Below are 21,819 nucleotides of genomic sequence, written 5' to 3'. Positions count from 1 at the left end.
CTTACGCCATATCGTCATTTTTAAAGGATTTGGTGGCGCGGAACTGCCACAACGCCAGGCCAACGACAAAAATCGACAGCAGGATCGTAATGGTGGCCGCGATGGCGTATTGCGAAGATGACATGGTCAATTTATAGATCCACGACACCAGAATATCCGTACCGCCGGCATTCGACCCCGCCACCGCTGGCCCACCGTTATTGAACAGATAGATGATGTTGAAGTTGTTAAAGTTGAAGGTGTACTGAGTGATGATGATCGGCGCAATGGAGTACAGTACCAGCGGCAGGGTAATAGTCCGCAGACGGGTAAACGCGCTGGCGCCGTCCATCGTCGCCGCTTCATAGAGATCGTCGGGAATCGCCTGCAGTACGCCGGTAGTCATAGCGAAAACAAACGGAAAACCCAGCCAGGTTTGCATCATGATCAGCGCCGTCTTAGTCCAGAACGGATCGGTCAGCCAGGCCTTCGGACTGATGCCGAAGAAAGACAAAATGGCGTTGTTAATCACCCCGAATGAATCGTTGAACATCCCGGCAAAAACCAGAATCGTCACAAATCCCGGCACCGCCCACGGCAGAATGAAAATCGTGCGGATCATCGGCTTAAAGCGCAAATCTTTCTGGTTAACCAGAATCGCCAGCAGTACGCCAACGGTGCATTGCAGGGTTGTCGCCAGCAGCGTCCACACCACCGTCCACTGCAGGACATCAAAGAAGGTCGAACGCCAGATGGATAATGTGAAGATGTTGATGAAGTTTTTGAACCCCACCCAATCCACCAGCTTCGCGGGCGGGGTGTGGTACAGGTTATAGTTAGTAAAGGCGATCGCAAAGCCAAACAGAATCGGGAAGATGACCACAAACACCAGCAGAATAAAGCCCGGCGTAATCATCAAATAGGGAAAACCGTCGCTGAGCAGCATCTGATACTGCTTACGAACGCTATTCAGCGCCATGCCCTCATCGCGCTTTTTACCGTTAACCCAGGCATCACGCAGCGAGAGGAAATAGACTAACAAGCCAAAAGCGATGATCAGCACGCTGATGATCCCCTCGGCCAGCAGGAAAATAGAGTTATCCCGCGGGACTTCTTCACCTAAGGTGTACAACCCCCACAGACCTTCGCTGAGAAAGTCATAAAAAATGCTCATAAAACTGCTCAGCAGCACCAGGAAGACAATCCCCTTCAGCCACTGGCGATGATAAAACTGCCCAAAACCCGGCACGATAGCCAGCAACAGGCCGCACCACGCGTGGCGTCCTGCGCCACGCGCTTCGGCAATATTTTCGCTGGGATTGATAATCACACACGACTCCTTCTGAAAACGGGAGGACGGCCCTCCCGTTCTGTTACATCAGCTGATTATTGATTGCTGGCCTGCATGGCTTCGATCTGCATTTTGATCTGCTTCTCGGCGTTATCCAGCGCTGCCTTCGGCTCCTGTTTACCGGTCAGGCTCAGCTCCAGCGCAGCGTTCGCCGGGCTCCAAACTTCCCCCATTTCCGGGATCCCCGGCATTGCCGTCGCCCGCGCTGACTGCACCGCCACCGCGCTGGCCTTTTCATCATTCTTAATCAGCGGATCGTCAATCATGGCCTTCAGCGGCGGGATTTCGCCGGTCGCCACATAGCGTGCTTTCACATACTGCGGCTGGTTAATAAACTCAATAAACTGCTGCGCCAGCGCTTTATCTTTACTCCACGTCGAAACCACGTAGCCCTTCACGCCGAGGAAGGAGCTCATCGGTTTGCCGTCCGGCAACGTCGGCAGGGGAACCACGCCATAATTAATGCCTGCTGCTTCGTACGGCTGGAATGCCCACGGGCCATTAATCACCGCCGCCGCTTTCTTCTCGGTGAACAGGGAATCGATGGCGTTCAACCCGTTGTCACCGAGGATCCCTGCCGGGAAAACCTTATCGGTATAGAATTTTTTCAGGAAAGTGACTGCTTCCACCGCGCCAGGCTTGTTGAGACCGACATCCTGCGGGTTGAAGCCCCCTTTATCGTTTTTGCCAAAGATATAGCCGCCCATCGGACCGATAGCGCCCCAGCTGTAATAGATCTGGTCAAATTTCGCCAGCAGACCGTATTTCCCCTCTTCGCGCTGCTTTTTCGAGTAATCGAACCACGCCTGCAGGCTATCCAGCGGCTGATCGATCAGGTCTTTGTTATAAATCAGCACTAAGGTTTCCACCGCTTTCGGCACGCCGTAAAGCACGTTATCCATATGGAAAGCGCTGATTGAAGCAGGCGTAAACGCCTCCTGCTTCGCCTGCTCCACCGTCAGAGGAGACAGCAGCCCCTGAACGACCGCACCGCCCAGCTGATCATTCGGGATCACCAGAACGTCCGGGCCGATGCCCGCCGGGCCGTCAAGGCGTAGCTTTTCCAGCTGTTGGGCGTACGGCATTTCCTGCACGTTTACTTTAACGTTGAACTGCTTTTCAAAATCGCTTACCGCGGCTTTGATGCCATCGGATTTTTTGATGTCTTCCCAGACATTGAGCTGTCCGGCCGCGTACGCCTGCAGGCTCGTCAGCTGCCCGGCTGCCAGAGTGGTAAGGATCAGTGCAGCAAGAGTGTTCTTTTTCATTATCAACCCCATGTGAAGGTATAACAATTAAATGGTTTTTATTGCGAGGTATAGCTTTCAGAAATCTCTCAGCCAATTGAAAATCGGCGATTCATAATCATAAAAGCCGTCATTTAAGATTTGTTATACGCTACGCTTTGAAGGCTGATAAAACTACTGGAAGCTGCCAGTTGTGTGATCATGATTGCAGAAATGAAACATCGATGTAGGGTGCAAAAACTCAGGAAGTTATAGTCACAGCATGATTTTAGCGTCGTTGAGCATCGTCCGGCTGTATTGTTATACGTTATACAAAACACGCATCGCAGCCCAAATCCCAACGGCAATAACGGCTACTAACCCGGGGAGTGTTGATGTCCAATATACGACTGAGGAATGTCACCAAGCGGTTCGGCAGTACAGTGACGCTGCATCAGGTCAATCTTGATATTGAAGATGGTGAATTTGCGGTGTTCGTCGGCCCGTCCGGCTGCGGTAAATCGACGCTACTGCGGATGATTGCCGGTCTGGAAGAAGTCAGCGACGGTGAAGTCCTGATTGGCGATGAAGTGATGAATGATGTTGTCCCCGCCCATCGCGGCGTTGCCATGGTATTCCAGTCCTATGCGCTCTATCCGCATATGACGGTGGCGGAGAATATGGGCTATGGCCTGAAGGTGAATAAAGTGCCTAAAGATGAAATTCGCCGCCAGGTTGAAATGGTGGCGAAAACGCTGCAGCTCTCTCACCTACTGGATCGTAAACCTAAGCAGCTTTCCGGCGGTCAGCGCCAGCGCGTGGCGATTGGCCGCGCCATCGTACGTAATCCTCGGGTGTTTATGTTTGATGAACCCCTCTCTAACCTTGACGCCGAACTACGCGTTGAGATGCGCCTGCATATCGCTAAACTTCATCATGAACTCAAGACGACGATGGTTTATGTCACTCACGATCAGGTTGAAGCGATGACCCTGGCCGATAAGATCGTAGTGATGAACTACGGCAAAGTCGAACAGATGGGATCGCCGATGTCGCTGTATTACAACCCGGTGAATAAGTTCGTCGCTGGGTTCATCGGTTCACCAAAAATGAACTTCCTGCCCGCGACGGTAACCGCATGGCAGCCGGGTCAACTAAGCGTGAAGATGGCGCAGGATCATAATCTGACGCTCAATATCACCACATCACCGCTGCAGCCGGGTGCTGCCGTAACTCTGGGTATTCGTCCTGAACATCTCTCAACCAATGTGAATATCGGTACCGTGGTTGAGTTTCAATGTGAAGTGGTCGAGAGGCTGGGTAACAACACCTATCTGTTCGGTCAATGTTATGGCCACGATAACGTCAAAATCCTGCTGCCCGGCGACGTTCACTTCCGCCCCTGGCAAAAGATCAGCGTCGCATTCGACGATCGCTTCTGCATGGTATTTGATGAAAATGATCTGCGCATTAGTGACGACATCGCAGCCCCTGATGCCCATTAAACGTAACATTTGATTGTCATGAATGCGCTTTAGAATCTGAATCTATGCTGACAACCTTCATTGTCAGTATGTCAGCCCTCGTTATCTCCGCTCCGTTAAAGGCATGAAACGGAACGGTTCATCCACTGTTAGCCCGAACTCGTTGCTATCTGGCGGTTCGGGCCTTTTTTATGCCGTTTGCTAAATCCTGCTTTTATCTTTCGCGTATACTCATTCAACCCCTCAATAAAATAAGGACATACTCATGACTACCCGGCATCAGGTGAGCCTGGTTACAGGGGTACTCATACTCGCCATTATTTTGCCGGTGGTGCTGAGCATCTGGCTGGCAACGCAGCAGGCCAAAGAACAGTTTTATACCGAGCTGGATAACTTTTCCGTCCGCGTGCTGGCGCGAGTGCAGCAGGTTGCCGATCAGGCAACAGAAGCGCTTAAAGAAGCGGATGCGCACGCTGCCACGACCTGCAGTCCACAGCATCTGCTCAACATGCGGCGAATTGCCTACACTCACCGCTACGTCCAGGAAGTTCTGTGGTTACACGATGGTATTCCACAGTGCTCTTCCCTCGAAGATCATCAGGTTTCGGTTACCTTTCCGGCGCCCGACCATATTACCGTCGATGGCTATCGCACCTGGCTCACGTCGGTGAACGACCTCGGACTAAAACATAAAATGACGGCAATGGGCAGCGAACATCACGTGGTGATGATCGACCCCGTTTCGTTTATCGATGTGATCCCGTTAGGCCAGGAAGAAATTCACACCCTCCTGTTTGGCACTCAGCGCGATCAAATTATTATCAGCAGTCAGCCGCTTAATGCCGCCGCCTGGGAGCAAATTAAACATCTCAATGTTGAAACCTTAACCCTTAATAATATCGTTTATCGTCTTCACCGTATCCCGGAGCTGGGACTGGCGATCGCCACCTGGTCATCAACATTGCCGCTGCAAAAAAAGCTGCATCAGCAGCTGATACTATGGCTGCCGATAGGCCTCTTCACCAGCATTCTGGCCTCATTCCTTCTCCTCCGCTTGCTACGAAGGTTACGCTCGCCGCGATACGGAATGCTGGACGCGCTGAATTCCAACGCCATTCAGGTTTATTACCAGCCCATTATTTCGTTGCAGAGTGGAAAAATCGCCGGTGCAGAAGCGCTTGCCCGCTGGAAGCAGCCTGATGGAAGTTTTTTATCGCCGGATATTTTTATCCCGCTTGCCGAACAAACCGGCCTGATTACCCGTTTAACCGAGGATATTGTGCGGCAAATCTTTGCCGATCTTGGTACCTGGCTGCGCCAGCGCCCGGAAATACACATTTCGATTAACCTGTCGGTTGATGATTTACGCTCGCCAAAACTGCCGTACCTCCTGCAAGAGCAGCTTCAACGCTGGGGCATCAGCGCTCAGCAGATCATCCTGGAAATCACCGAGCGCGGTTTTGTCGACCCGCAAACGACTCTGCCGGTTATCGCCGGTTACCGGCAGGCCGGACACCGCATCTCTATCGATGACTTCGGTACCGGCTATTCCAGCCTCAGCTATTTACAACAGCTGGATGTCGATACCCTGAAAATCGATAAATCGTTTGTTGATACGCTGGAGTACAAACCGTTAACGCCGCATATTATCGACATGGCGAAAGCGCTCAATCTGGCGACGGTCGCAGAAGGCGTTGAAACTGAATACCAGCGCGACTGGCTGCGCCTTCATGGCGTGCAGTACGCTCAGGGTTGGCTGTATAGTAAAGCGCTGCCAAAGGAGAAATTTATTCTGTGGGCTGAAAACAATCTTAAAGCGAACTCTACACCGTCAGAGATAATACGCGTCTGAGGTTCACATACCTCATGACTAAGTACTTTGTGGCGCGTCTATCGCCATCCCCACAGGCTATGGGGATGGCAAAGATGAATTACTCATCCAGTAGCGGAGCAAAACCGCCGAATATCATTCGTTTTCCATCAAATGGCATATTTTCGCCAAACACTTTCATCCGCGGATCGGACATCATTTTGGCGTTGGCGGCATCGCGCGCCTCTTTTGAAGGATATTCAATCCAGCTAAATACCACTTCTTCATCGTCTTCAGCTTTTACCGCCATGTGAAAGTCGGTCAGCTTTCCATCCGGCACATCATCCGCCCAGCACTCGACTACCCGTAGGGCGCCAAACTCCTTAAATAATGGTGCGGCCTTTGCTGCCATCTCGCGGTATGCCTCCTTATTTTCCGCCGGTACGGCAACGACAAAACCATCAACGTACTTCATGAGTATGCTCTCCGAAGTGAACAGTACAACCGGAGAATCCGGCCGTATCTGACTTGATAAGTTTAGTCTCTCCGCCTGATGGCAGCGGGAAATCAGGAAATCGCCTCACTGCGTTTCACCGCCGCCTTACGCGCTGCTGGCTGATGGAACCACGGCAGGCATAGCTGGATCAGCGGGCCGATCGTTATCGCATAGAGTACGGTTCCCATGCCAAAACTACCGCCCATCATCCAGCCTATCAGCAAGACGGAAAGTTCAATTGCGGTACGAATACCGCGCAGCGACCACCCCGTACGGGCATGCAGCCCGGTCATCAGACCGTCGCGCGGCCCAGGGCCAAAACCTGCGCCAATATACATCCCCGTCGCCAGCGCATTCAGTACGATGGCCCCAACCAACAGCAGGCTGCGCACCACCAGCGAATCCACCGGCGGCAGCACAGCCAGAGTCGCGTTCGCCGCCAGCCCCAGCACAATGACGTTACTCACCGTACCCAGGCCCGGCATTTGCCGTATCGGGATCCACAGCAGCAGCACTGCGGCTCCCGTCAGGATCATGACCGTCCCCAAATCCAGGTTGAACTGCTTACCGACCCCCAGATGAAAAACGTCCCAGGGATCGGCGCCAAGATTGGCATGAACAAATAACGCAGTAGACATGCCGTAAAGGACCAGACCAATATAAAGTTGCAGCAAACGACGTACCATTTTTCACCTCAGAATAATTGCGTTCCTCAGCATCATCAGCAAAAATGGATTGATAATTAATGGCCAGTTTTTAAAAAGTGGATTGCTATGTCATCTCGTCGCTTTGGTTCACAGTCTCTGGTACGCCTGTTGGGCAACTGGCAGGAATCCACTTCTCGTACGCCTATCTGGCGCCAGCTGGCGGAAGCGCTGCGCTTGCTAATCCTCGATGGCCGCCTGCCGCTGGAAACCCGTCTGCCCGGCGAGCGTGAACTGGCGGCTGCGCTGAATATTAGCCGAACAACGGTTGCCAGTGCGCTGGGTCAACTACGGGAGGAGGGCTATCTCTATAGCCGCCAGGGAAGCGGTTCGCGTATCGCTTTGCCGGAACGGCCCGTAGAGGTTGCAGCCAAAACGCCGGATTCGCTCTCGGTGAATTTAGCCATTGCCGCACTCAGCGCCGGACCTGAAATCCATCAGGCCTTCAGCCAGGCCCTGAAGATCATGCCTCAGCACTTATCCAATACGGGTTACGATCAGCAAGGGTTGTCTCTCCTGCGCGAAGCGATCGCCCGCCGCTACAGCGAACGCGGACTGCCAACCCGCAGCGATGAAGTCATGATCGTCAACGGAGCGCTTAACGGCTTTGCGCTGGTTCTGCGCTTATTCACCGGGCCTGGCGATCGGGTGGTAGTGGATGCGCCAACTTATCCCATGGCGATCAGCGCGATTCAGGGTGCATCATGCCGTCCGGTTAGCGTTGCCCTGCCGCAGCAGGGATGGGATTGCGACGGCTTAGCGGCGACGATCGCCCAAACGGCCCCGCGTCTGGCCTGGTTAATGCCGGACTTTCATAATCCGACCGGCCGCTGTATGGACAGCGCCACGCGCCAGCGGATAGCAGACCTTGCCGCACAAACCCGCACCACTCTGGTAGTCGACGAGACGATGGTTGATTTATGGTTCGACGCGCCTCCGCCCCCTCCCTTAGCGGCATTTAATCCTGATGCCCCGGTAATCACCATCGGCTCTGCAGGCAAAAGCTTCTGGGGTGGCTTACGCATAGGCTGGATCCGCGCCTCCTCGCGAACCATTGCCTCGCTGGCCCAGGCCCGCGACTCGCTCGATCTCGGATCCCCGCTGCTGGAACAGCTGGCCTGCTGCTGGTTGCTTGAAAATGAGAAAACGCTATTACCGCCGCGGCGCGCCATGCTGGCAAACCGTCGTGATATGTGCGGTGAGCTCATGAAGGAATATTTTCCCCACTGGCGCTTTACGCTGCCGGAAGGAGGGCTCTCTTTTTGGGTTGAATTGCCAGGAATGCTGGCTACGCTCTTTTCCGTTCGTGCAGAAAGCCGTGGAATTCATATCGGGACGGGGACGCGGTTCGGCCTGGCCGGAGCATTTGATCGCTATTTGCGTTTGCCTTTTACGCTTTCCGATGAGGAACTACGCAACGCATTTAATACATTACAGCCGTTATGGCATAGCCTTACGGAACAAAAAGAGAGCTTTCGTCTGAGGAAAATCATCTAATAAAATATCGACGGGCTGGAGCCAGCCCGCCAAAGCCATCATCCATGATGCATATGAGATGTTTTTATAAAATTGCGCATCAATTCTGTCTTCAGGACGTGTCAGTCAGATGACAAAAATGAGATCGTTGCATTAATGCTGACGTGGGATAGGAAACCCTTTAAGAGAAATAATAAAACCGTCTTCATCTTTTTTAATTTTTGCGCCCGTATCACACCAGTCGGAAGCAATGCGAAAGAACTCATCACTACCGATATTCCAGTTCAGGCGTACATGTTTAACGTAGCCGGAACGCAACATGTCACAGGCTTCGCTATAGTTGCTGGCTGTAGAGAGTTGTTGTTTCATTTTTTCTTCTTCAGAATTTTACGTAATGCTTTGATTTCTTTAGGGGTTAATGGAGACGCTTCCTCTTCGGTATGCTGGCTATCAATATCTTCTTCCGAAACCCCCGCCTCGTCTGCTGATTCCGCTACCTGAAACGCCAGCAGCAGCAGTTTTTCCGTAGCCGCTCCTAAATTTTCATTATTTTCTTCCGCATACTGACGCAGTTTTTCTTTTAACTCGCTATCAATTTTTACGTTAAGAACCATAGTGGCCATAGTCACGCTTCCCGTGAAATAAAATCATCGTATAATTAATACACGAAGTTAACATGCTGATCCAGAGATATATTTTTAGCTTATATCAAGAAACAATTTCCTATGAATAATCTGCACGTTATATATGACAAAAAAATGACATTAACATTTCAATTAAATTTCAAATTTATGACTATGTGAATTTTTGACATAAAAAACATAAGTTTTTAGAAGCGAAAAAATACACATTATATTTGTGGTTATTCAATATAAAGGGGAGTTGTGAAGCTATTGCCTGGTTACTGAGAGCATTTGGGGCAGGCTGAAATGGGTGGGGGCCCTGCCAGCTACATCCCGGCACACACGTCGTCTGCTCTGGCTGCTTCCTTCCGGACCTGACCTGGTAAACAGAGTAGCGTTGCGGGAGAACCAACAGAGCCCCCATTGAGAGCGCTAGTTACCTAACGCGCTGGCGCATTATCCCTGCTGAACCCGTGAATTGCAAGCCGCCGCAGACTGGGTGCTGGTTTATTGCGCAAAGCCGCATATTCTGGGCAATACCTACGGCTTAAGTACTCGATCATGTATTCATCGTATGCCGCTATCGGGCCTGGCGACTAGTTTAGCGCTACGAAACCGGCTTAACTCGCTGTCTGTACACGCCGTCGTGCAACGCTTATCCTTAACCTTTCCCGGCAACAGGATGAACCATGGATTCTCACGATACTTTTCCGCAGCGGGTCTGGCAGATTGTCGCCTCGATTCCTGAGGGGTACGTTGCCACCTACGGCGACGTTGCGCAGTTGGCCGGTTCACCGCGCGCGGCGCGGCAGGTCGGAGGGGTATTAAAACGTTTGCCTGAAGGTTCCACCCTCCCCTGGCATCGTGTTGTGAATCGCCACGGCACCATCTCCCTCACCGGGCCGGACCTGCAGCGCCAGCGGCAGGCGCTGCTGGCGGAAGGCGTTCAGGTTTCAGGCAGCGGTCATATTGATCTGCAGCGCTACCGCTGGATTTATTAGAGGCAAAAAAATGCCCCGGTAAAGGGGCATAGACGGCGTTATTGCGCCACGGGAACGGTGTTATTTGCCACCGGTACCGCCGTTTGCTGAACCGGCACCAGGAGCAGATCGGCACGATTACCGCCCTGGTTAATCACCGGCTGTACGGTATCAGTAATAAACATTAGCTGACCGTTAACGGTAATTGCCGCGCTGAGCAGAATACGGGCGTTAGGCTGGATTTGCGCCTGGTTATAGGGCAGAACAAAGTTAAACGGCGCCTGCTTCCCTTCCGTCCTGACCGCTTTTTGCGACAGCACGTGGGCTGGCGCATCGGCCAAAGACGCATCCGAGAGGGTTACGGTCAATATTGCGTCCGGCGGTAACGCCACGCGCTGTCGAATAGAGATCGTCCCGGAGACGTTAGGCTGCTGCTGCGAGGAGCTTAGTGAAGCAATGCCATAAGGATCGGGCGCCGCCTGGTTCGCCGCATTGCTGCTGTGGTTATTCGCACAGGCAGACAACGTAGCCGCTACGGCTATAGCACTTAACATATAGGCAAATTTCATTATTTTCTCCTTTCATCCCTTAGAGCATGTTCAACCGCAACGCGGCGAAACATTTTCATCATGAATAAGTGTGGCACAGTTCTCAATTTTCGCCCGCAAAAGGGCCATATTCAGATTATTACTGCCCCGGACGTTCCGGCGGCTAAAGTGATACCTGTAAGCCAACCGCGTAATGGAGGATGCGAAAAAGTATTTGCCGCTCCTCCGAACCGCTCTTCAGCGTATGCACCTCTGGCATCGCTCTTTCGCCTGTTATGTATCGATAGTTAACACAATTAATGTCGGAAAAAGAGCCTCGATTCAGTTTATTACACCCATCGGACCACTTGCGATTCCAGGTTATACTTGCCTCAAGAACGCGCTGCGTAAGGCAGCCATCATTGATTGAGGGTCATTATGAGTCAGGCATTAAGCAATCTGCTGGCATTGTTAAATCTGGAAAAAATTGAAGAGGGATTGTTTCGCGGACAGAGCGAAGATTTGGGCTTACGTCAGGTTTTTGGCGGCCAGGTGGTTGGTCAGGCGCTATATGCTGCCAAAGAGACCGTCCCCGCCGAACGCCTGATCCACTCATTCCACAGCTACTTTCTACGTCCGGGCGATAGCCAGAAACCTATCATCTATGATGTTGAAGTGCTGCGCGACGGCAACAGCTTTAGCGCCCGTCGGGTTGCGGCAGTGCAGAACGGTAAGCCGATTTTCTATATGACCGCCTCTTTCCAGGCGCCGGAGCCGGGCTACGAGCATCAAAAACCGATGCCGTCAGCGCCTGCGCCGCACGGTTTACCCTCGGAGACGGATATCGCCCGTAAGCTGGCGCATCTGCTTCCGCCGCTGGTCAAAGAGAAATTTCTCAACGATAAACCGCTGGAGATTCGCCCGGTAGAATTCCACAACCCGCTGAAAGGTCATGTGGCGGAACCCGCGCGCCAGGTCTGGATCCGCGCCAACGGCGCTGTTCCGGAAGATATCCGTATTCATCAGTCTCTGCTGGGCTACGCTTCTGACTTTAATTTCCTGCCCGTAGCTCTGCAGCCCCACGGCGTAGGCTTTCTGGAACCGGGTATGCAGGTTGCCACTATCGATCACTCAATGTGGTTCCATCGCCCGTTCAATATCAACGAATGGCTGCTTTACAGCGTAGAAAGCACCTCGGCCTCCAGCGCACGAGGCTTTGTACGCGGCGAATTCTACACTCAGGACGGCACGCTGGTCGCTTCTACAGTGCAGGAAGGCGTGATGCGTAATCGTAACGCATAAAAAAACAGAGCCTCCCGGAGGGAGGCTCTGCTGCTACAGAAAATAACTCAATTTTATCAAGCGTTGTAGGCGTTTTCGCCGTGGCTGTTCACGTCGAGGCCTTCACGTTCCTGCTCTTCCGGTACGCGCAGACCAACGGTCATATCGGCAACTTTATAGCCAATAAACGCCACGATCCCGGACCAGACGATAGTGATGGCGATACTTTCCAGCTGTACCAGAACCTGATGGCCCATGGTCACACCTTCCGCGTAGCCGACGCCGCCCAGAGAGGTTGCAGCGAAAATGCCGGTCAGGATACAACCTACGATCCCACAAACGCCGTGTACGCCGAACACATCGCAAGGGTCATCAACGCGCAGCCAGCGTTTCAGAATGGTTACGCCCCACAGACCCGCCAGACCCGCGGCGATACCCACAATCAGAGAACCACCGACGCCAATGTAACCACATGCCGGAGTGATGCCGACCAGACCAGCAATTGCCCCAGAACAGGCGCCCAGCAGAGAAGGCTTGCCGCGGGTCGCCCATTCGCCGAATGTCCACGCCAGAATAGCCGCCGCCGTTGCCACCACGGTATTAACGAACGCCAGGCCGGCAATTTCGTTCGCCGCGCTTGCTGAACCGGCGTTGAATCCGAACCAGCCAACGTAGAGGATAGCGGTGCCGGTGAACACCATCGGCAGGTTATGCGGTTTGAACGCTTCTTTGCCAAAACCGACGCGTTTGCCCATCATATAGGCCCCCACCAGTCCGGCTACTGCGGCGTTGATGTGAACCACCGTACCACCGGCGAAATCAAGCGCGCCGTGGCTTGCCAGCAGGCCGCCGCCCCATACCATATGCGCAATCGGGATATAAGAAAGCGTCATCCATACCACAACGAAAATCAGTACTGCGGAGAAGCGAATACGTTCAGCCAGCGCACCAACGATCAGGCCGACGGTGATACAGGCAAATGAGCCCTGGAAGGCGACGTGGATATACTGATAGAAGCTGCCCATCAGCGCTTTCAGTTCAATATTCTTCAGCAGCACCCAGTCAAAGTTACCGAAGAAGCTGCCGCCGGTACCGAAGGCCAGCGTGTAGCCATAAACGACCCACAGTACGCAGACCAGACCAAAGGTCACGATGACCTGAGTCAGCATAGAGAGAACGTTCTTGCCGCGGATCAGCCCGCCGTAGAACAGCGCGATACCCGGAATCGTCATAAACAGCACCAGCGCGGTGCAAATCATCATAAAAGCGTTATCGGCTTTATCGGCTACCGCCGGTGCGGCCATCGCCAGCCCCGGAAGAAGCGCCAGCGCTCCCAGACCCGTTTTCATTGTTGCTATCTTCATTGTTTCGTTCCCCATCGCTGTGTGGTCTGAAAGTTACAGTGCCGCTTCGTCAGATTCGCCGGTACGGATGCGAATGACGCGCTGCAGCTCGGCGACAAAGATTTTGCCATCGCCAATTTTTCCGGTGTAAGCCGCTTTACTAATGACATCGACGACTTCGTCCAGCTGATCGTCGGCAATCGCGACGTCAATCTTAACTTTCGGCAGAAAATTGACGCTGTATTCGGCGCCGCGATAGAGCTCCGCGTGGCCTTTCTGACGGCCGAAGCCCTTAACTTCAGTGACCGTCAGGCCCTGAATGCCTATTGAAGATAATGCCTCGCGCACATCTTCCAGTTTGAATGGTTTGATTACCACGGTAACCAGCTTCATAAGTCCCCTCCAGTCAGAATTCGGTAATGGCCGCAGCTAACACCTGTCTAATAAAGCAAGGGCTGTGCCAGAAATGAAAAAGGACCGCCAGGCGGCCCTTTTGGAGGGGGAATAAGAAGAATTCTGCGTAAGCGAAGTGGCAAAATGCCGCTTCCGCCTAAAATTGCACCATTTCAGTGCGCGTCAGGTAACATTTTTGCACCACCTCAAACCGGATACCCGAGGCTGCCTGTTTATGGTGCATCAGGCGATAAGCGACTCTTCCTGCGCGCTGGCGGCCAGCTCTTCGCCGGCCAGCTGCAGCTGATACATCTGCCAGTAGCGGCCTTTCGCCGCCAGCAGCTGCTGATGGTTTCCACGCTCTACCGCCTGACCGCGGTGCAGTACCAGGATCGTATCGGCCTCGACAATGGTCGATAAACGATGCGCGATCACCACCAGCGTCGTATGCTCGCGCACGCGGGCCAGAGCCTGCTGGATCGCCTGCTCGGTACCGGAATCGATATTAGCCGTCGCCTCGTCGAGAATCAGCACCTGAGGCGTATCAACCAGCACCCGCGCCAGCGCCAGCAGCTGTTTCTGACCAACGGAGAGGTTATTCCCCTGCTCGCCCAGTTGAGTATAAATCCCATTGCTCATTTCTCGCGCCAGCTCCGCCAGCTGTACCGCTTCCAGCGCCTCCCAGACCTGCTCTTCGCTAATGTCACGACCGAGAGTGACGTTGGCATAAAAGGTATCCGCCAGCACCACCGGATCCTGTTGCACCATCGCAATCCCCTGGCGCAGCGCGCTGTGGCTTAAGGACGACAGCGGGCGACCGTCGATGCGAATCTCTCCCTGAGTCAACGGATAGTAGCCCATCATCAGGCTGGCCAGGGTGCTTTTACCGCTCCCGGTATGGCCGACCAGCGCCACAAAGCTGCGGGACGGAATGTCGAGATTGATATCCTGCAATACCAGGCTATCGTCGCGGTAAGCAAAAGAGACATGATCGATGCTAACCGCACCGCTGCGCAGCGGCTCGTTATCGTCTCCCCACGCCTGACGCGGTTTGTCCATCAGTTCGAAAACGCGCTCGCCCGCAACCACCGCCTGCTGCAGCATGGACTGCTGGGTGGTGAGCTCGATAAGCGGCTCGTTCAGGCGGCCAAGATAGCTAATAAAGGCATATAACACCCCGACTTCGATCGTTCCGCTGCTGCTGAAACCAAACAGCATCAGCAGACCGCAGAGAATTAATGAAGAGAACAGGCTCAGCAACGGGCGCAGCAGGAAGCCATCAAGACGCAGAGTTTGCATCCGCGCCAGATAGTGCGCATAGCTGGCCTCGCGCATCCGTTCGCCGAACCGCGCCTGCTGGCGGAACTGCTGGATGACGCCCATGCCGTTAATTACTTCATTGAAGCCGTCGTTGATATCCGCCAGCCACGCGCGGACCCGCCTGACGATAGGCGTGCTGTAACGCTGATAAATCATCATCACAATCAGCACCGCCGGGAAAATAGCGATCGCCACTAGCGCCATTCGCCAGTCAAGGCTGAACATCGCCACCAGCATCGCGCCAATTAAGGCAGCGCTACGCAGTACGGTCGCCACGACGGTCACGTACAGATCGCGAATCACTTCGGTATCGTTGGTCACCCGTGAGATAAGCTGGCCGACCGGTTGCGTATCAAATTCGCTGAGCGGCTGGCGCAGGGCGGCATCCATCACGTCGCTGCGCAGCTGCTGAACCACGCCGACCGCCGCGCGGTTAAACAGCAGCGCCTGGCAGTAGTGCAGACCCGCGGCAAGGAGCTGCAGACCAATGTAGGCGGCGGCAAGACCGCTAACCAGCTTCAACGGCAGCGAATTCTTCGCCACCATATTGTCGATAAAGTAGCTAATCAGCAGCGGACCGCTAACCTCCGCCACCGCTGCAATCCACATAATGGCAACTGCTAACATCAACGGTTTACGCCACGGGGAGCCGTAGGCCAGCAGGCGCTTAAGCGTTGGCCAGAGTTCAGTGAAACTACGCACCGGCGGCCTCCTCATCTTGCAGCGGAATATCATCCAGCGCCGCTTCCAGCTGCTGATAACGGTACATATCGCGATACCAGCCGGACTGCGCCGCCAGGGAGTCGTGGCGACCACGCTGGGCCACATGACCATGCTGCATCACCAGAATTTCGCTGGCCTCGGTCAGCGCCGACAGGCGATGGGCACTAATAATCACCGTCCGCCCCTCTCCCCACTGTCGCAGGTTATGCAAAATCTGGTGCTCCGTTCGCCCATCCACCGCCGAAAGCGCATCATCAAGAATAAGAATCTCCGCTTCCAGCAACAGCGCGCGAGCGATGGAAATTCGCTGCTTTTGCCCACCGGAAAGCATAACGCCGCGCTCGCCCACTTCGGTGTTATATCCCTGCGGCAGGCGCAGAATATCCTCATGCACGCTGGCAAGCCGGGCAACGTGCTCAATTTGCTCCTGCGTAGCGTCCGGCTTACCGAGGGCAATATTGCTGGCGACGGTATCGGAGAACAGAAACGGCGTCTGATTGACTACCGCAAGGCGGGCACGCCAGCTATCCAGCTGAAGCCGGGTCAGGGGCACGTTGTGGAAACGAATGTCGCCCTCGGTCACGTCAAAATGGCGCTGAATCAGCGCCAGAATGGTGCTCTTACCGGAACCTGTCGGCCCGCAAATGCCCAGCATCTGCCCGGGCTGAAGCGTAAAGTTAACCTTTTCCAGAGAGGGTTTATTCGCCTGCGGATAGACAAACTCGCCAACGGCGACGCTAAGCGTACCGCGACCTTCCGGCGTTGGCTCGCTGCCGTCGTTTACCACCGGCGCCTCCTCCAGCATGGTGCGAATGCGCGCATAGGCCGCGCTACCGCGCTCAACGATGTTAAACATCCACGCCAGCGCCAGCATCGGCCAAATCATCAGGCCGAGGTACATCACAAAGCTGGTAAGTTGGCCAAGAGTCAGACTGCCCTGGATCACCATCCAGCTGCCGCCACCGATAGCCAGCAGATTAGCGGTACCGATCGCGATATAAATCGTCGGGTCGAAGCGAGCATCAATGCGAGCCACGCGCATGTTTTTCGCCCCGGTATCCGCGGCGTCGGCGGCAAACAGCGCCGATTGCCGATCTTCAAGGCCGAAGGCTTTGATCATGCGGATGCTGGTCAGGCTCTCCTGAGTCCGATCGTTCAGGCTGGAGAACGCTGCCTGAGCAACGCGAAAACGCTCGTGTAGCGCATCGCCGTTACGCTTAATCGCCAGCGCCATAAGCGGCATCGGCAGCAGCGCCAGTAGGGTTAACTGCCAGCTGATTTGCGTCGACATGACAATCAGCACCGCGCAGCCCATTACCAGAGAGTCCACCAGCGTTAAAACGCCCTCGCCGGCAGCAAACACCACCCGGTCGACGTCGTTGGTGGCGCGAGCGATCAGATCGCCGGTACGATGGCGCAGATAAAACGCCGGATGCTGACGGCTGAGCTGGCGATAGAAATCCTCACGCAGCTCGACGGCCAGCTGATAAGACGCGCCGAACAGCAGCACGCGCCAGACATAGCGCAGCAGGTAGACCATCACCGCAATAACGACCAGCAGGCCGATCCACATCCACACCTTTTCGGCGGTGTAATGTTGCTTAGTGACGCCATCAACCACAATGCCCACCACTTTCGGTGGCACCAGTTGCAGGATGGCAATGATGATCAGCAGAGCAATAGCGCCGAGGTAACGACGCCACTCCCGGCGAAAATACCAGCTAAGTTGAGCAAATAATCGCAAGCGGTTAAATCCTGAGTGTGTAATTCGTAGCGGCTGATGCCGTTAATCAATAGGCAAGGCTGTGGTGTATTTTATCTGTTCCATGGCAAAACTCGAAGTCACATCCGAGAGACCCGGCACGCTGTTAACGAGGCGTTTATAAAAATTATCATAGTTCTTCATATCCGCGACCTGGACCCGCAGCAGATAATCATATTCGCCCGCCATGCGCCAGAAGCCGAGCACCTCCGCCATTTGCGTGACCTCGCTGACGAACCGGCAATACCAGTCGCTACTGTGGTGCTGGGTTTTAATCAGCACAAAAGCCGTCAGCCCCAGACCGACTTTTTCCGCATCCAGTAGAGCCACTCGCCCGCGAAGGATCCCTTCGTCTTCCAGTCGTTTCAGACGCTTCCAGCAGGGCGTGGTAGTCAGATTAACGGCATCAGCCAGCGCCTGCAAAGAGAGGGTACAATCGTTTTGCAGTAGTGAGAGCAGCTTACGGTCAATTTTATCTAACATTACTTACCTCAGGAGAAAATTTTACTCCATTTATTGTAATTGAAAGGCTAAATGGCAACAATTTTTCCTTCAATTTCCGTTAAGCTGGGCACAAAATGATAAACAGGAAATTGAGATGAACAGCGCCTGGGTAAAACACGCAATTAGTGAAATTAATGCCGATTATCAGCGTTCCGCCGACACGCATCTTATTCGTCTGGCATTACCGGAGTTCCCCGGGATCCAGCTCTATCTGAAAGATGAAAGCACTCATCCTACCGGTAGCCTGAAGCATCGCCTTGCCCGCTCGCTGTTTCTCTACGGCCTGTGCAACGGCTGGATCAACGAAGGGACGACAATTATCGAATCCTCTTCCGGCTCAACCGCCGTCTCTGAAGCCTACTTTGCCCGTCTTCTAGGTCTGCCATTTATCGCCGTTATGCCCTCTTGTACGGCAAAGCGTAAAATTGAACAAATTGAGTTTTACGGCGGTCGCTGCCATTTCGTCGACAGCGCCTGTGAAATCTATGCCGCCTCGGAAACGCTGGCGCGCGAGCTGAACGGCCATTATATGGATCAGTTTACCTTTGCCGAACGGGCTACCGACTGGCGGGGAAACAACAATATTGCCGACAGTATCTTCCGTCAGATGAGCCATGAGCCGCATCCGCAGCCGTCGTATATCGTGATGAGCGCCGGCACCGGCGGTACTTCGGCGACTATCGGGCGCTACATTCGCTGCCAGGGTTATGATACGCAGCTGATGGTCGTTGATCCGCAAAACTCCGTGTTTATGGACTACTGGCAGAGCCGCGACGCCAGCCTGCGCAGCCCGGTCGGGAGCAAAATTGAGGGCATTGGCCGCCCGCGCGTCGAACCTTCTTTTATCCCCGATGTGGTTGATGAGATGCTGCGAGTGCCGGATGCCGCCAGCGTCGCCACCGCCCTATGGCTGGAAACGCTGCTCGGACGTAAGGTCGGCGCCTCCACCGGCACCAATATGTGGGGAGTTCTACAGCTGGCCGTACGGATGCGTGCTGAAGGACGCACCGGATCTATCGTCACGCTGCTGTGCGACAGCGGCGACCGTTATATGGAAAGCTACTACAACCCGCTATGGGTAGCGGCCAATATTGGCGATATCTCTCCATGGCAGGCGCAAATTACCGAAATGCTGCAAGCAGAATAAAAAAAGCCAGATATCACAGGATATCTGGCTTGCTGGCAGGGTCTCTTTATTCGGGGGAATAAGGAAGATCAGGATTATCCAGCCAATGAGTCAAAAAATGGGAGACGGCCTGATGGCGGCAGTCGCCAATAACCGGTAGATGCGGGAGTTCTGTTTTCAGCTGATTCATCGCATTGCCCATAATCACCCCGCGCCCTACGCTGCCAAGCATTTCCAGATCGTTCATGGCGTCGCCAAACGCCATACAATCCTGCAGTGTCAGACCAAGATGCTGGCTTAGTACCGCCAGCGCCGCGCCTTTGTTACAGCCGCCGGGCAGAACTTCCAGGCAATCCATCGCCGAAAAGCAGAGATCCGCGCGCCCGCCCAGCGCTTCATTCAGCTGGATCCGCAGCCGACGCAGATCGTCATGATCGCCGCAGAAGCAAATTTTGGTAATCTGATGCGCCGGCATTCGCTTTGGATCATGCAGCTGGTAACGAAAGCCGCTAAAGACGTGTGCTTTCAGGAGTTCAGGGATTTCCCGCCCGGTGTACCAGCCGCCGTCGTTAAAGAAATGCATACTGGCCGTCGTTTCCCACGCGCTGTGCAGCACTTCTTCAGCAACATCAGGAGCAAGATCGCGACGATATAGCTCTTCACCTTGCGTCCCGTTGCCGGTGATTAAAAACGCATCCAGAGCAAACTCGCCAATAACATGGCGCATTTCCAGGGCATGACGGCCGGTAGCGAAAGTCAGGGTAATATCGCGGTCGCGCAGGCGTTTCAGCGTTGAGAGCGTTTTTTCTCCCAGACGATGATCCGGCATCAGCAGCGTTCCGTCCATATCAAATGCAGCCAGTTTTGCCATGTCCTGCTCCCAAATGGTGGTGGATTTTGCTTGTGTTGCAGTATTGCCTGAGATATACGGAAGTAATAGTGAATAGATGAATTTTATTGTTCCGGGTTTCCGGATCTATCGCAGGGTTAATCCAGTATGAGGCTATTAAACCGTCTGCAGCAGTACCAGCGACTCTGGCATCCCTCAAACGGTGAACCGCAGCAGGTCACCGTTGGCGAACTGGCGGAGCGCTGCTTTTGTAGCGAACGCCATATTCGAACTCTGCTGCGCCAGGCCCAGGAGGCCGGTTGGCTCAGCTGGCAGGCCAGCTCCGGGCGCGGAAAGCGCGGCTTGCTGCAGTTTTATAAAGCGCCGGAGACCCTGCGCAATGAAATGATGGAACAGGCTTTGAATAAGGGGCAGCAGCAAAACGCTCTCGAACTGGCCCAGCTTGCGCCAGTGGAGCTCAAAGCGCTGCTCTCCCCGTTTCTCGGCGGCCAATGGCAAAACAATACCCCGACTCTGCGTATTCCTTACTATCGTCCGCTGGAACCGCTGCATCCGGGTTTTATGCCCGGACGGGCGGAACAGCATCTTGCCGGAGAAATATTTTCCGGCCTGACCCGATTCGATGCGCAGAGTACCAATCCAGCGGGAGACTTAGCCCATCACTGGGAGGTATCGCCCGACGGTCTGCGCTGGCACTTCTATATTCGTTCAACTTTGTTCTGGCATAACGGCGATCCAATTGAAACTTCGCAGCTACAGCGGCGGCTACTGATGCTGCTAGAGCTACCCGCTCTGCGTACGCTGTTCGCCAGTATCAGCGAGATTAGCGTCCCCCACTCTCAATGTCTGACTATTCTTCTGCATCGCGCTGATTACTGGCTGCCCTTTCGGCTTGCCAGCTACTGCAGCGTACTGGCGCACCCGGACGATCCGGCAATCGGCAGCGGACCATTCCGCCTGAAACTGTTTACCCCGGAACTGGTGAGGCTGGAAAATCATCAGCGCTATCATCTATCTCATCCGCTGCTGCAGGCCGTGGAGTTCTGGATCACGCCGCAGCTGTTTGAACAGGATCTGGGCACCAGCTGCCGTCATCCGGTTCAGATAACCATTGGCGATCCTGACGAGCTGACCAGGCTGCGTCAGGTCAGCAATAGCATCAGTCTCGGCTTTTGTTATCTGACGCTGCGCCAGAGCCCTCGCCTTAATAGAGCGCAGGCCCGTCGGCTTGTATCGTTGATTCATCGTACAACGCTGTTAGAAACTCTGCCGCTGGATGAAGATCTGATTGCGCCAAGCAACGAGGTATTACCGGGCTGGTCGATTCCACAGTGGACAGAAAATCTCGACATCCCGTTACCTGAACAACTAACCCTGCTTTACCACCTGCCCGTAGAGCTTCACGCCATGGCGGAGCAACTCCGGCTAAGACTGGCTGAACAAGGCTGTGAGCTGACGATTATTTTTCACGATGCAAAAAACTGGGATGGTTGCCAACATTTTGCGCGGGCGGATTTGATGATGGGTGACCGCCTGATTGGCGAAGCGCCAGAGTATGCTCTGGAGCAGTGGTTACGCTGCGATGCGTTATGGCCTAATTTGTTGACCGGGGCGCAATACGCTCATCTCCAGGCAACGCTGGATGCTGTTCAGGCCTTACCAGACGCACGCAGCCGCAGCGAAGCTTTGCGCAACGTTTTTAACGACCTGATGGAAGATGCCATCATGACGCCGCTGTTTAATTATAATTATCGCATCAGCGCGCCGCCGGGGGTTAACGGGCTACGCCTGAACGCTCGCGGCTGGTTTGATTTCGCCAAAGCCTGGCTACCGGCCTCAACGCCGTGACAGAGCTGGTGGT

Annotated in this window: 20 protein-coding genes and 1 other RNA gene; 7 read left to right on the top strand and 14 right to left on the bottom strand. The window is 54.2% G+C overall.

The features are described from left to right. Position 1: 1 nt before the first annotated feature. Both GJ746_RS06280 and GJ746_RS06275 read right to left on the bottom strand, forming a co-directional pair. Positions 2-1,309 carry a carbohydrate ABC transporter permease gene (locus tag GJ746_RS06280; RefSeq protein ID WP_112214162.1) on the bottom strand — a complete coding sequence of 436 codons (1,308 nt, stop codon included), beginning with the start codon at positions 1,307-1,309 and terminating at the stop codon, positions 2-4. Between the two features lie 56 nt (positions 1,310-1,365). Beyond that, positions 1,366-2,598: a maltodextrin ABC transporter substrate-binding protein gene (locus tag GJ746_RS06275; protein ID WP_154679410.1), complete on the bottom strand. Its 1,233-nt coding sequence runs from the start codon at positions 2,596-2,598 to the stop codon at positions 1,366-1,368. A gap of 353 nt (positions 2,599-2,951) precedes the next feature. Between GJ746_RS06275 and GJ746_RS06270 the strand changes: the two genes are divergently transcribed. Further along, entirely contained in the window at positions 2,952-4,061 is a 1,110-nt protein-coding gene (locus GJ746_RS06270) for an ABC transporter ATP-binding protein (RefSeq protein ID WP_154679409.1), read from the top strand. 244 nt (positions 4,062-4,305) lie between these two features. Further along, a complete protein-coding gene (locus GJ746_RS06265) occupies positions 4,306-5,892 on the top strand; it encodes an EAL domain-containing protein (protein WP_154679408.1) in 1,587 nt (528 codons plus the stop codon). A 79-nt stretch (positions 5,893-5,971) separates the two neighbouring features. Here GJ746_RS06265 and GJ746_RS06260 read toward each other — a convergent pair whose 3' ends face one another. After that, complete coding sequence (locus GJ746_RS06260) at positions 5,972-6,325, bottom strand: DUF1428 domain-containing protein (RefSeq protein ID WP_154679407.1); 354 nt, start codon at positions 6,323-6,325, stop codon at positions 5,972-5,974. A gap of 92 nt (positions 6,326-6,417) precedes the next feature. After that, complete coding sequence (locus GJ746_RS06255; protein ID WP_154679406.1) at positions 6,418-7,032, bottom strand: YczE/YyaS/YitT family protein; 615 nt, start codon at positions 7,030-7,032, stop codon at positions 6,418-6,420. An 87-nt stretch (positions 7,033-7,119) separates the two neighbouring features. On the opposite strand from GJ746_RS06255, the gene GJ746_RS06250 reads away from it, so the two are divergent. Then, complete coding sequence (locus GJ746_RS06250; protein WP_154679405.1) at positions 7,120-8,547, top strand: PLP-dependent aminotransferase family protein; 1,428 nt, start codon at positions 7,120-7,122, stop codon at positions 8,545-8,547. Positions 8,548-8,679: 132 nt separating this feature from the next. Here GJ746_RS06250 and GJ746_RS06245 read toward each other — a convergent pair whose 3' ends face one another. The 3 genes from GJ746_RS06245 to ffs all read right to left on the bottom strand — a co-directional run bounded on the left by GJ746_RS06245 (position 8,680) and on the right by ffs (position 9,563). Then, positions 8,680-8,895 carry a hypothetical protein gene (locus GJ746_RS06245; RefSeq protein WP_004129860.1) on the bottom strand — a complete coding sequence of 72 codons (216 nt, stop codon included), beginning with the start codon at positions 8,893-8,895 and terminating at the stop codon, positions 8,680-8,682. Further along, the gene (locus GJ746_RS06240) at positions 8,892-9,149 is read right to left on the bottom strand and encodes a hypothetical protein (protein WP_154679404.1); all 258 of its coding nucleotides are present in this window, start codon (positions 9,147-9,149) and stop codon (positions 8,892-8,894) included. Before GJ746_RS06240 ends, GJ746_RS06245 begins: the two co-directional genes overlap by 4 nt. 317 nt (positions 9,150-9,466) lie before the next feature. Next, an RNA gene (ffs, locus tag GJ746_RS06235) (signal recognition particle sRNA small type) lies at positions 9,467-9,563 on the bottom strand. Between the two features lie 275 nt (positions 9,564-9,838). On the opposite strand from ffs, the gene GJ746_RS06230 reads away from it, so the two are divergent. Then, positions 9,839-10,150, top strand: coding sequence for an MGMT family protein (locus tag GJ746_RS06230; RefSeq protein WP_154679403.1), 312 nt, complete (start codon positions 9,839-9,841; stop codon positions 10,148-10,150). 38 nt (positions 10,151-10,188) lie between these two features. Here the strand turns inward: GJ746_RS06230 and GJ746_RS06225 are convergent, their stop codons facing one another. Then, entirely contained in the window at positions 10,189-10,698 is a 510-nt protein-coding gene (locus GJ746_RS06225) for a YbaY family lipoprotein (RefSeq protein ID WP_154679402.1), read from the bottom strand. A 396-nt stretch (positions 10,699-11,094) separates the two neighbouring features. Here GJ746_RS06225 and tesB point away from each other — a divergent pair, with 396 nt between their 5' ends. Further along, positions 11,095-11,958, top strand: coding sequence for an acyl-CoA thioesterase II (tesB, locus tag GJ746_RS06220; protein WP_154679401.1), 864 nt, complete (start codon positions 11,095-11,097; stop codon positions 11,956-11,958). A gap of 56 nt (positions 11,959-12,014) precedes the next feature. Here tesB and amtB read toward each other — a convergent pair whose 3' ends face one another. The 5 genes from amtB to GJ746_RS06195 form a co-directional block, all read right to left on the bottom strand. Beyond that, positions 12,015-13,301: an ammonium transporter AmtB gene (gene amtB / locus GJ746_RS06215; protein ID WP_195908804.1), complete on the bottom strand. Its 1,287-nt coding sequence runs from the start codon at positions 13,299-13,301 to the stop codon at positions 12,015-12,017. A 33-nt stretch (positions 13,302-13,334) separates the two neighbouring features. After that, positions 13,335-13,673 carry a P-II family nitrogen regulator gene (gene glnK / locus GJ746_RS06210; RefSeq protein ID WP_024549751.1) on the bottom strand — a complete coding sequence of 113 codons (339 nt, stop codon included), beginning with the start codon at positions 13,671-13,673 and terminating at the stop codon, positions 13,335-13,337. Between the two features lie 243 nt (positions 13,674-13,916). Further along, positions 13,917-15,695 carry a SmdB family multidrug efflux ABC transporter permease/ATP-binding protein gene (locus GJ746_RS06205; protein ID WP_154679400.1) on the bottom strand — a complete coding sequence of 593 codons (1,779 nt, stop codon included), beginning with the start codon at positions 15,693-15,695 and terminating at the stop codon, positions 13,917-13,919. Beyond that, positions 15,688-17,460: a SmdA family multidrug ABC transporter permease/ATP-binding protein gene (locus tag GJ746_RS06200; RefSeq protein WP_154679399.1), complete on the bottom strand. Its 1,773-nt coding sequence runs from the start codon at positions 17,458-17,460 to the stop codon at positions 15,688-15,690. Before GJ746_RS06200 ends, GJ746_RS06205 begins: the two co-directional genes overlap by 8 nt. 42 nt (positions 17,461-17,502) lie before the next feature. Beyond that, positions 17,503-17,961 carry an Lrp/AsnC family transcriptional regulator gene (locus GJ746_RS06195; RefSeq protein ID WP_154679398.1) on the bottom strand — a complete coding sequence of 153 codons (459 nt, stop codon included), beginning with the start codon at positions 17,959-17,961 and terminating at the stop codon, positions 17,503-17,505. 115 nt (positions 17,962-18,076) lie between these two features. On the opposite strand from GJ746_RS06195, the gene GJ746_RS06190 reads away from it, so the two are divergent. Then, positions 18,077-19,129, top strand: a complete 1,053-nt coding sequence (locus tag GJ746_RS06190; protein WP_154679397.1) for a PLP-dependent cysteine synthase family protein — start codon at positions 18,077-18,079, stop codon at positions 19,127-19,129. Positions 19,130-19,175: 46 nt separating this feature from the next. Here the strand turns inward: GJ746_RS06190 and cof are convergent, their stop codons facing one another. Beyond that, entirely contained in the window at positions 19,176-19,979 is an 804-nt protein-coding gene (gene cof, locus GJ746_RS06185) for an HMP-PP phosphatase (RefSeq protein WP_154679396.1), read from the bottom strand. Between the two features lie 126 nt (positions 19,980-20,105). Here cof and GJ746_RS06180 point away from each other — a divergent pair, with 126 nt between their 5' ends. Next, a complete protein-coding gene (locus GJ746_RS06180) occupies positions 20,106-21,806 on the top strand; it encodes an SgrR family transcriptional regulator (RefSeq protein ID WP_154679395.1) in 1,701 nt (566 codons plus the stop codon). The last annotated feature ends 13 nt before the right edge of the window (positions 21,807-21,819 follow it).

It is taken from the genome of Klebsiella oxytoca, from assembly GCF_009707385.1.
Taxonomy (GTDB): Bacteria; Pseudomonadota; Gammaproteobacteria; order Enterobacterales; family Enterobacteriaceae; genus Klebsiella; species Klebsiella oxytoca_C.
Note: the sequence above shows the minus strand (reverse complement) of the source record. Positions and strands in the feature narration are given on the sequence as shown.

Coding starts and splice junctions, on each gene's coding strand:
- GJ746_RS06270 (WP_154679409.1), top strand. CDS start 2,952: ATGTCCAATATACGACTGAGGAATGTCACCAAGCGGTTCGGCAGTACA.
- GJ746_RS06180 (WP_154679395.1), top strand. CDS start 20,106: ATGAGGCTATTAAACCGTCTGCAGCAGTACCAGCGACTCTGGCATCCC.
- GJ746_RS06275 (WP_154679410.1), bottom strand. CDS start 2,598: ATGAAAAAGAACACTCTTGCTGCACTGATCCTTACCACTCTGGCAGCC.
- glnK (WP_024549751.1), bottom strand. CDS start 13,673: ATGAAGCTGGTTACCGTGGTAATCAAACCATTCAAACTGGAAGATGTG.
- cof (WP_154679396.1), bottom strand. CDS start 19,979: ATGGCAAAACTGGCTGCATTTGATATGGACGGAACGCTGCTGATGCCG.
- GJ746_RS06240 (WP_154679404.1), bottom strand. CDS start 9,149: ATGGCCACTATGGTTCTTAACGTAAAAATTGATAGCGAGTTAAAAGAA.
- GJ746_RS06195 (WP_154679398.1), bottom strand. CDS start 17,961: ATGTTAGATAAAATTGACCGTAAGCTGCTCTCACTACTGCAAAACGAT.
- GJ746_RS06260 (WP_154679407.1), bottom strand. CDS start 6,325: ATGAAGTACGTTGATGGTTTTGTCGTTGCCGTACCGGCGGAAAATAAG.
- GJ746_RS06255 (WP_154679406.1), bottom strand. CDS start 7,032: ATGGTACGTCGTTTGCTGCAACTTTATATTGGTCTGGTCCTTTACGGC.
- GJ746_RS06190 (WP_154679397.1), top strand. CDS start 18,077: ATGAACAGCGCCTGGGTAAAACACGCAATTAGTGAAATTAATGCCGAT.
- GJ746_RS06265 (WP_154679408.1), top strand. CDS start 4,306: ATGACTACCCGGCATCAGGTGAGCCTGGTTACAGGGGTACTCATACTC.
- GJ746_RS06245 (WP_004129860.1), bottom strand. CDS start 8,895: ATGAAACAACAACTCTCTACAGCCAGCAACTATAGCGAAGCCTGTGAC.
- amtB (WP_195908804.1), bottom strand. CDS start 13,301: ATGAAGATAGCAACAATGAAAACGGGTCTGGGAGCGCTGGCGCTTCTT.
- GJ746_RS06230 (WP_154679403.1), top strand. CDS start 9,839: ATGGATTCTCACGATACTTTTCCGCAGCGGGTCTGGCAGATTGTCGCC.
- GJ746_RS06225 (WP_154679402.1), bottom strand. CDS start 10,698: ATGAAATTTGCCTATATGTTAAGTGCTATAGCCGTAGCGGCTACGTTG.
- GJ746_RS06250 (WP_154679405.1), top strand. CDS start 7,120: ATGTCATCTCGTCGCTTTGGTTCACAGTCTCTGGTACGCCTGTTGGGC.
- tesB (WP_154679401.1), top strand. CDS start 11,095: ATGAGTCAGGCATTAAGCAATCTGCTGGCATTGTTAAATCTGGAAAAA.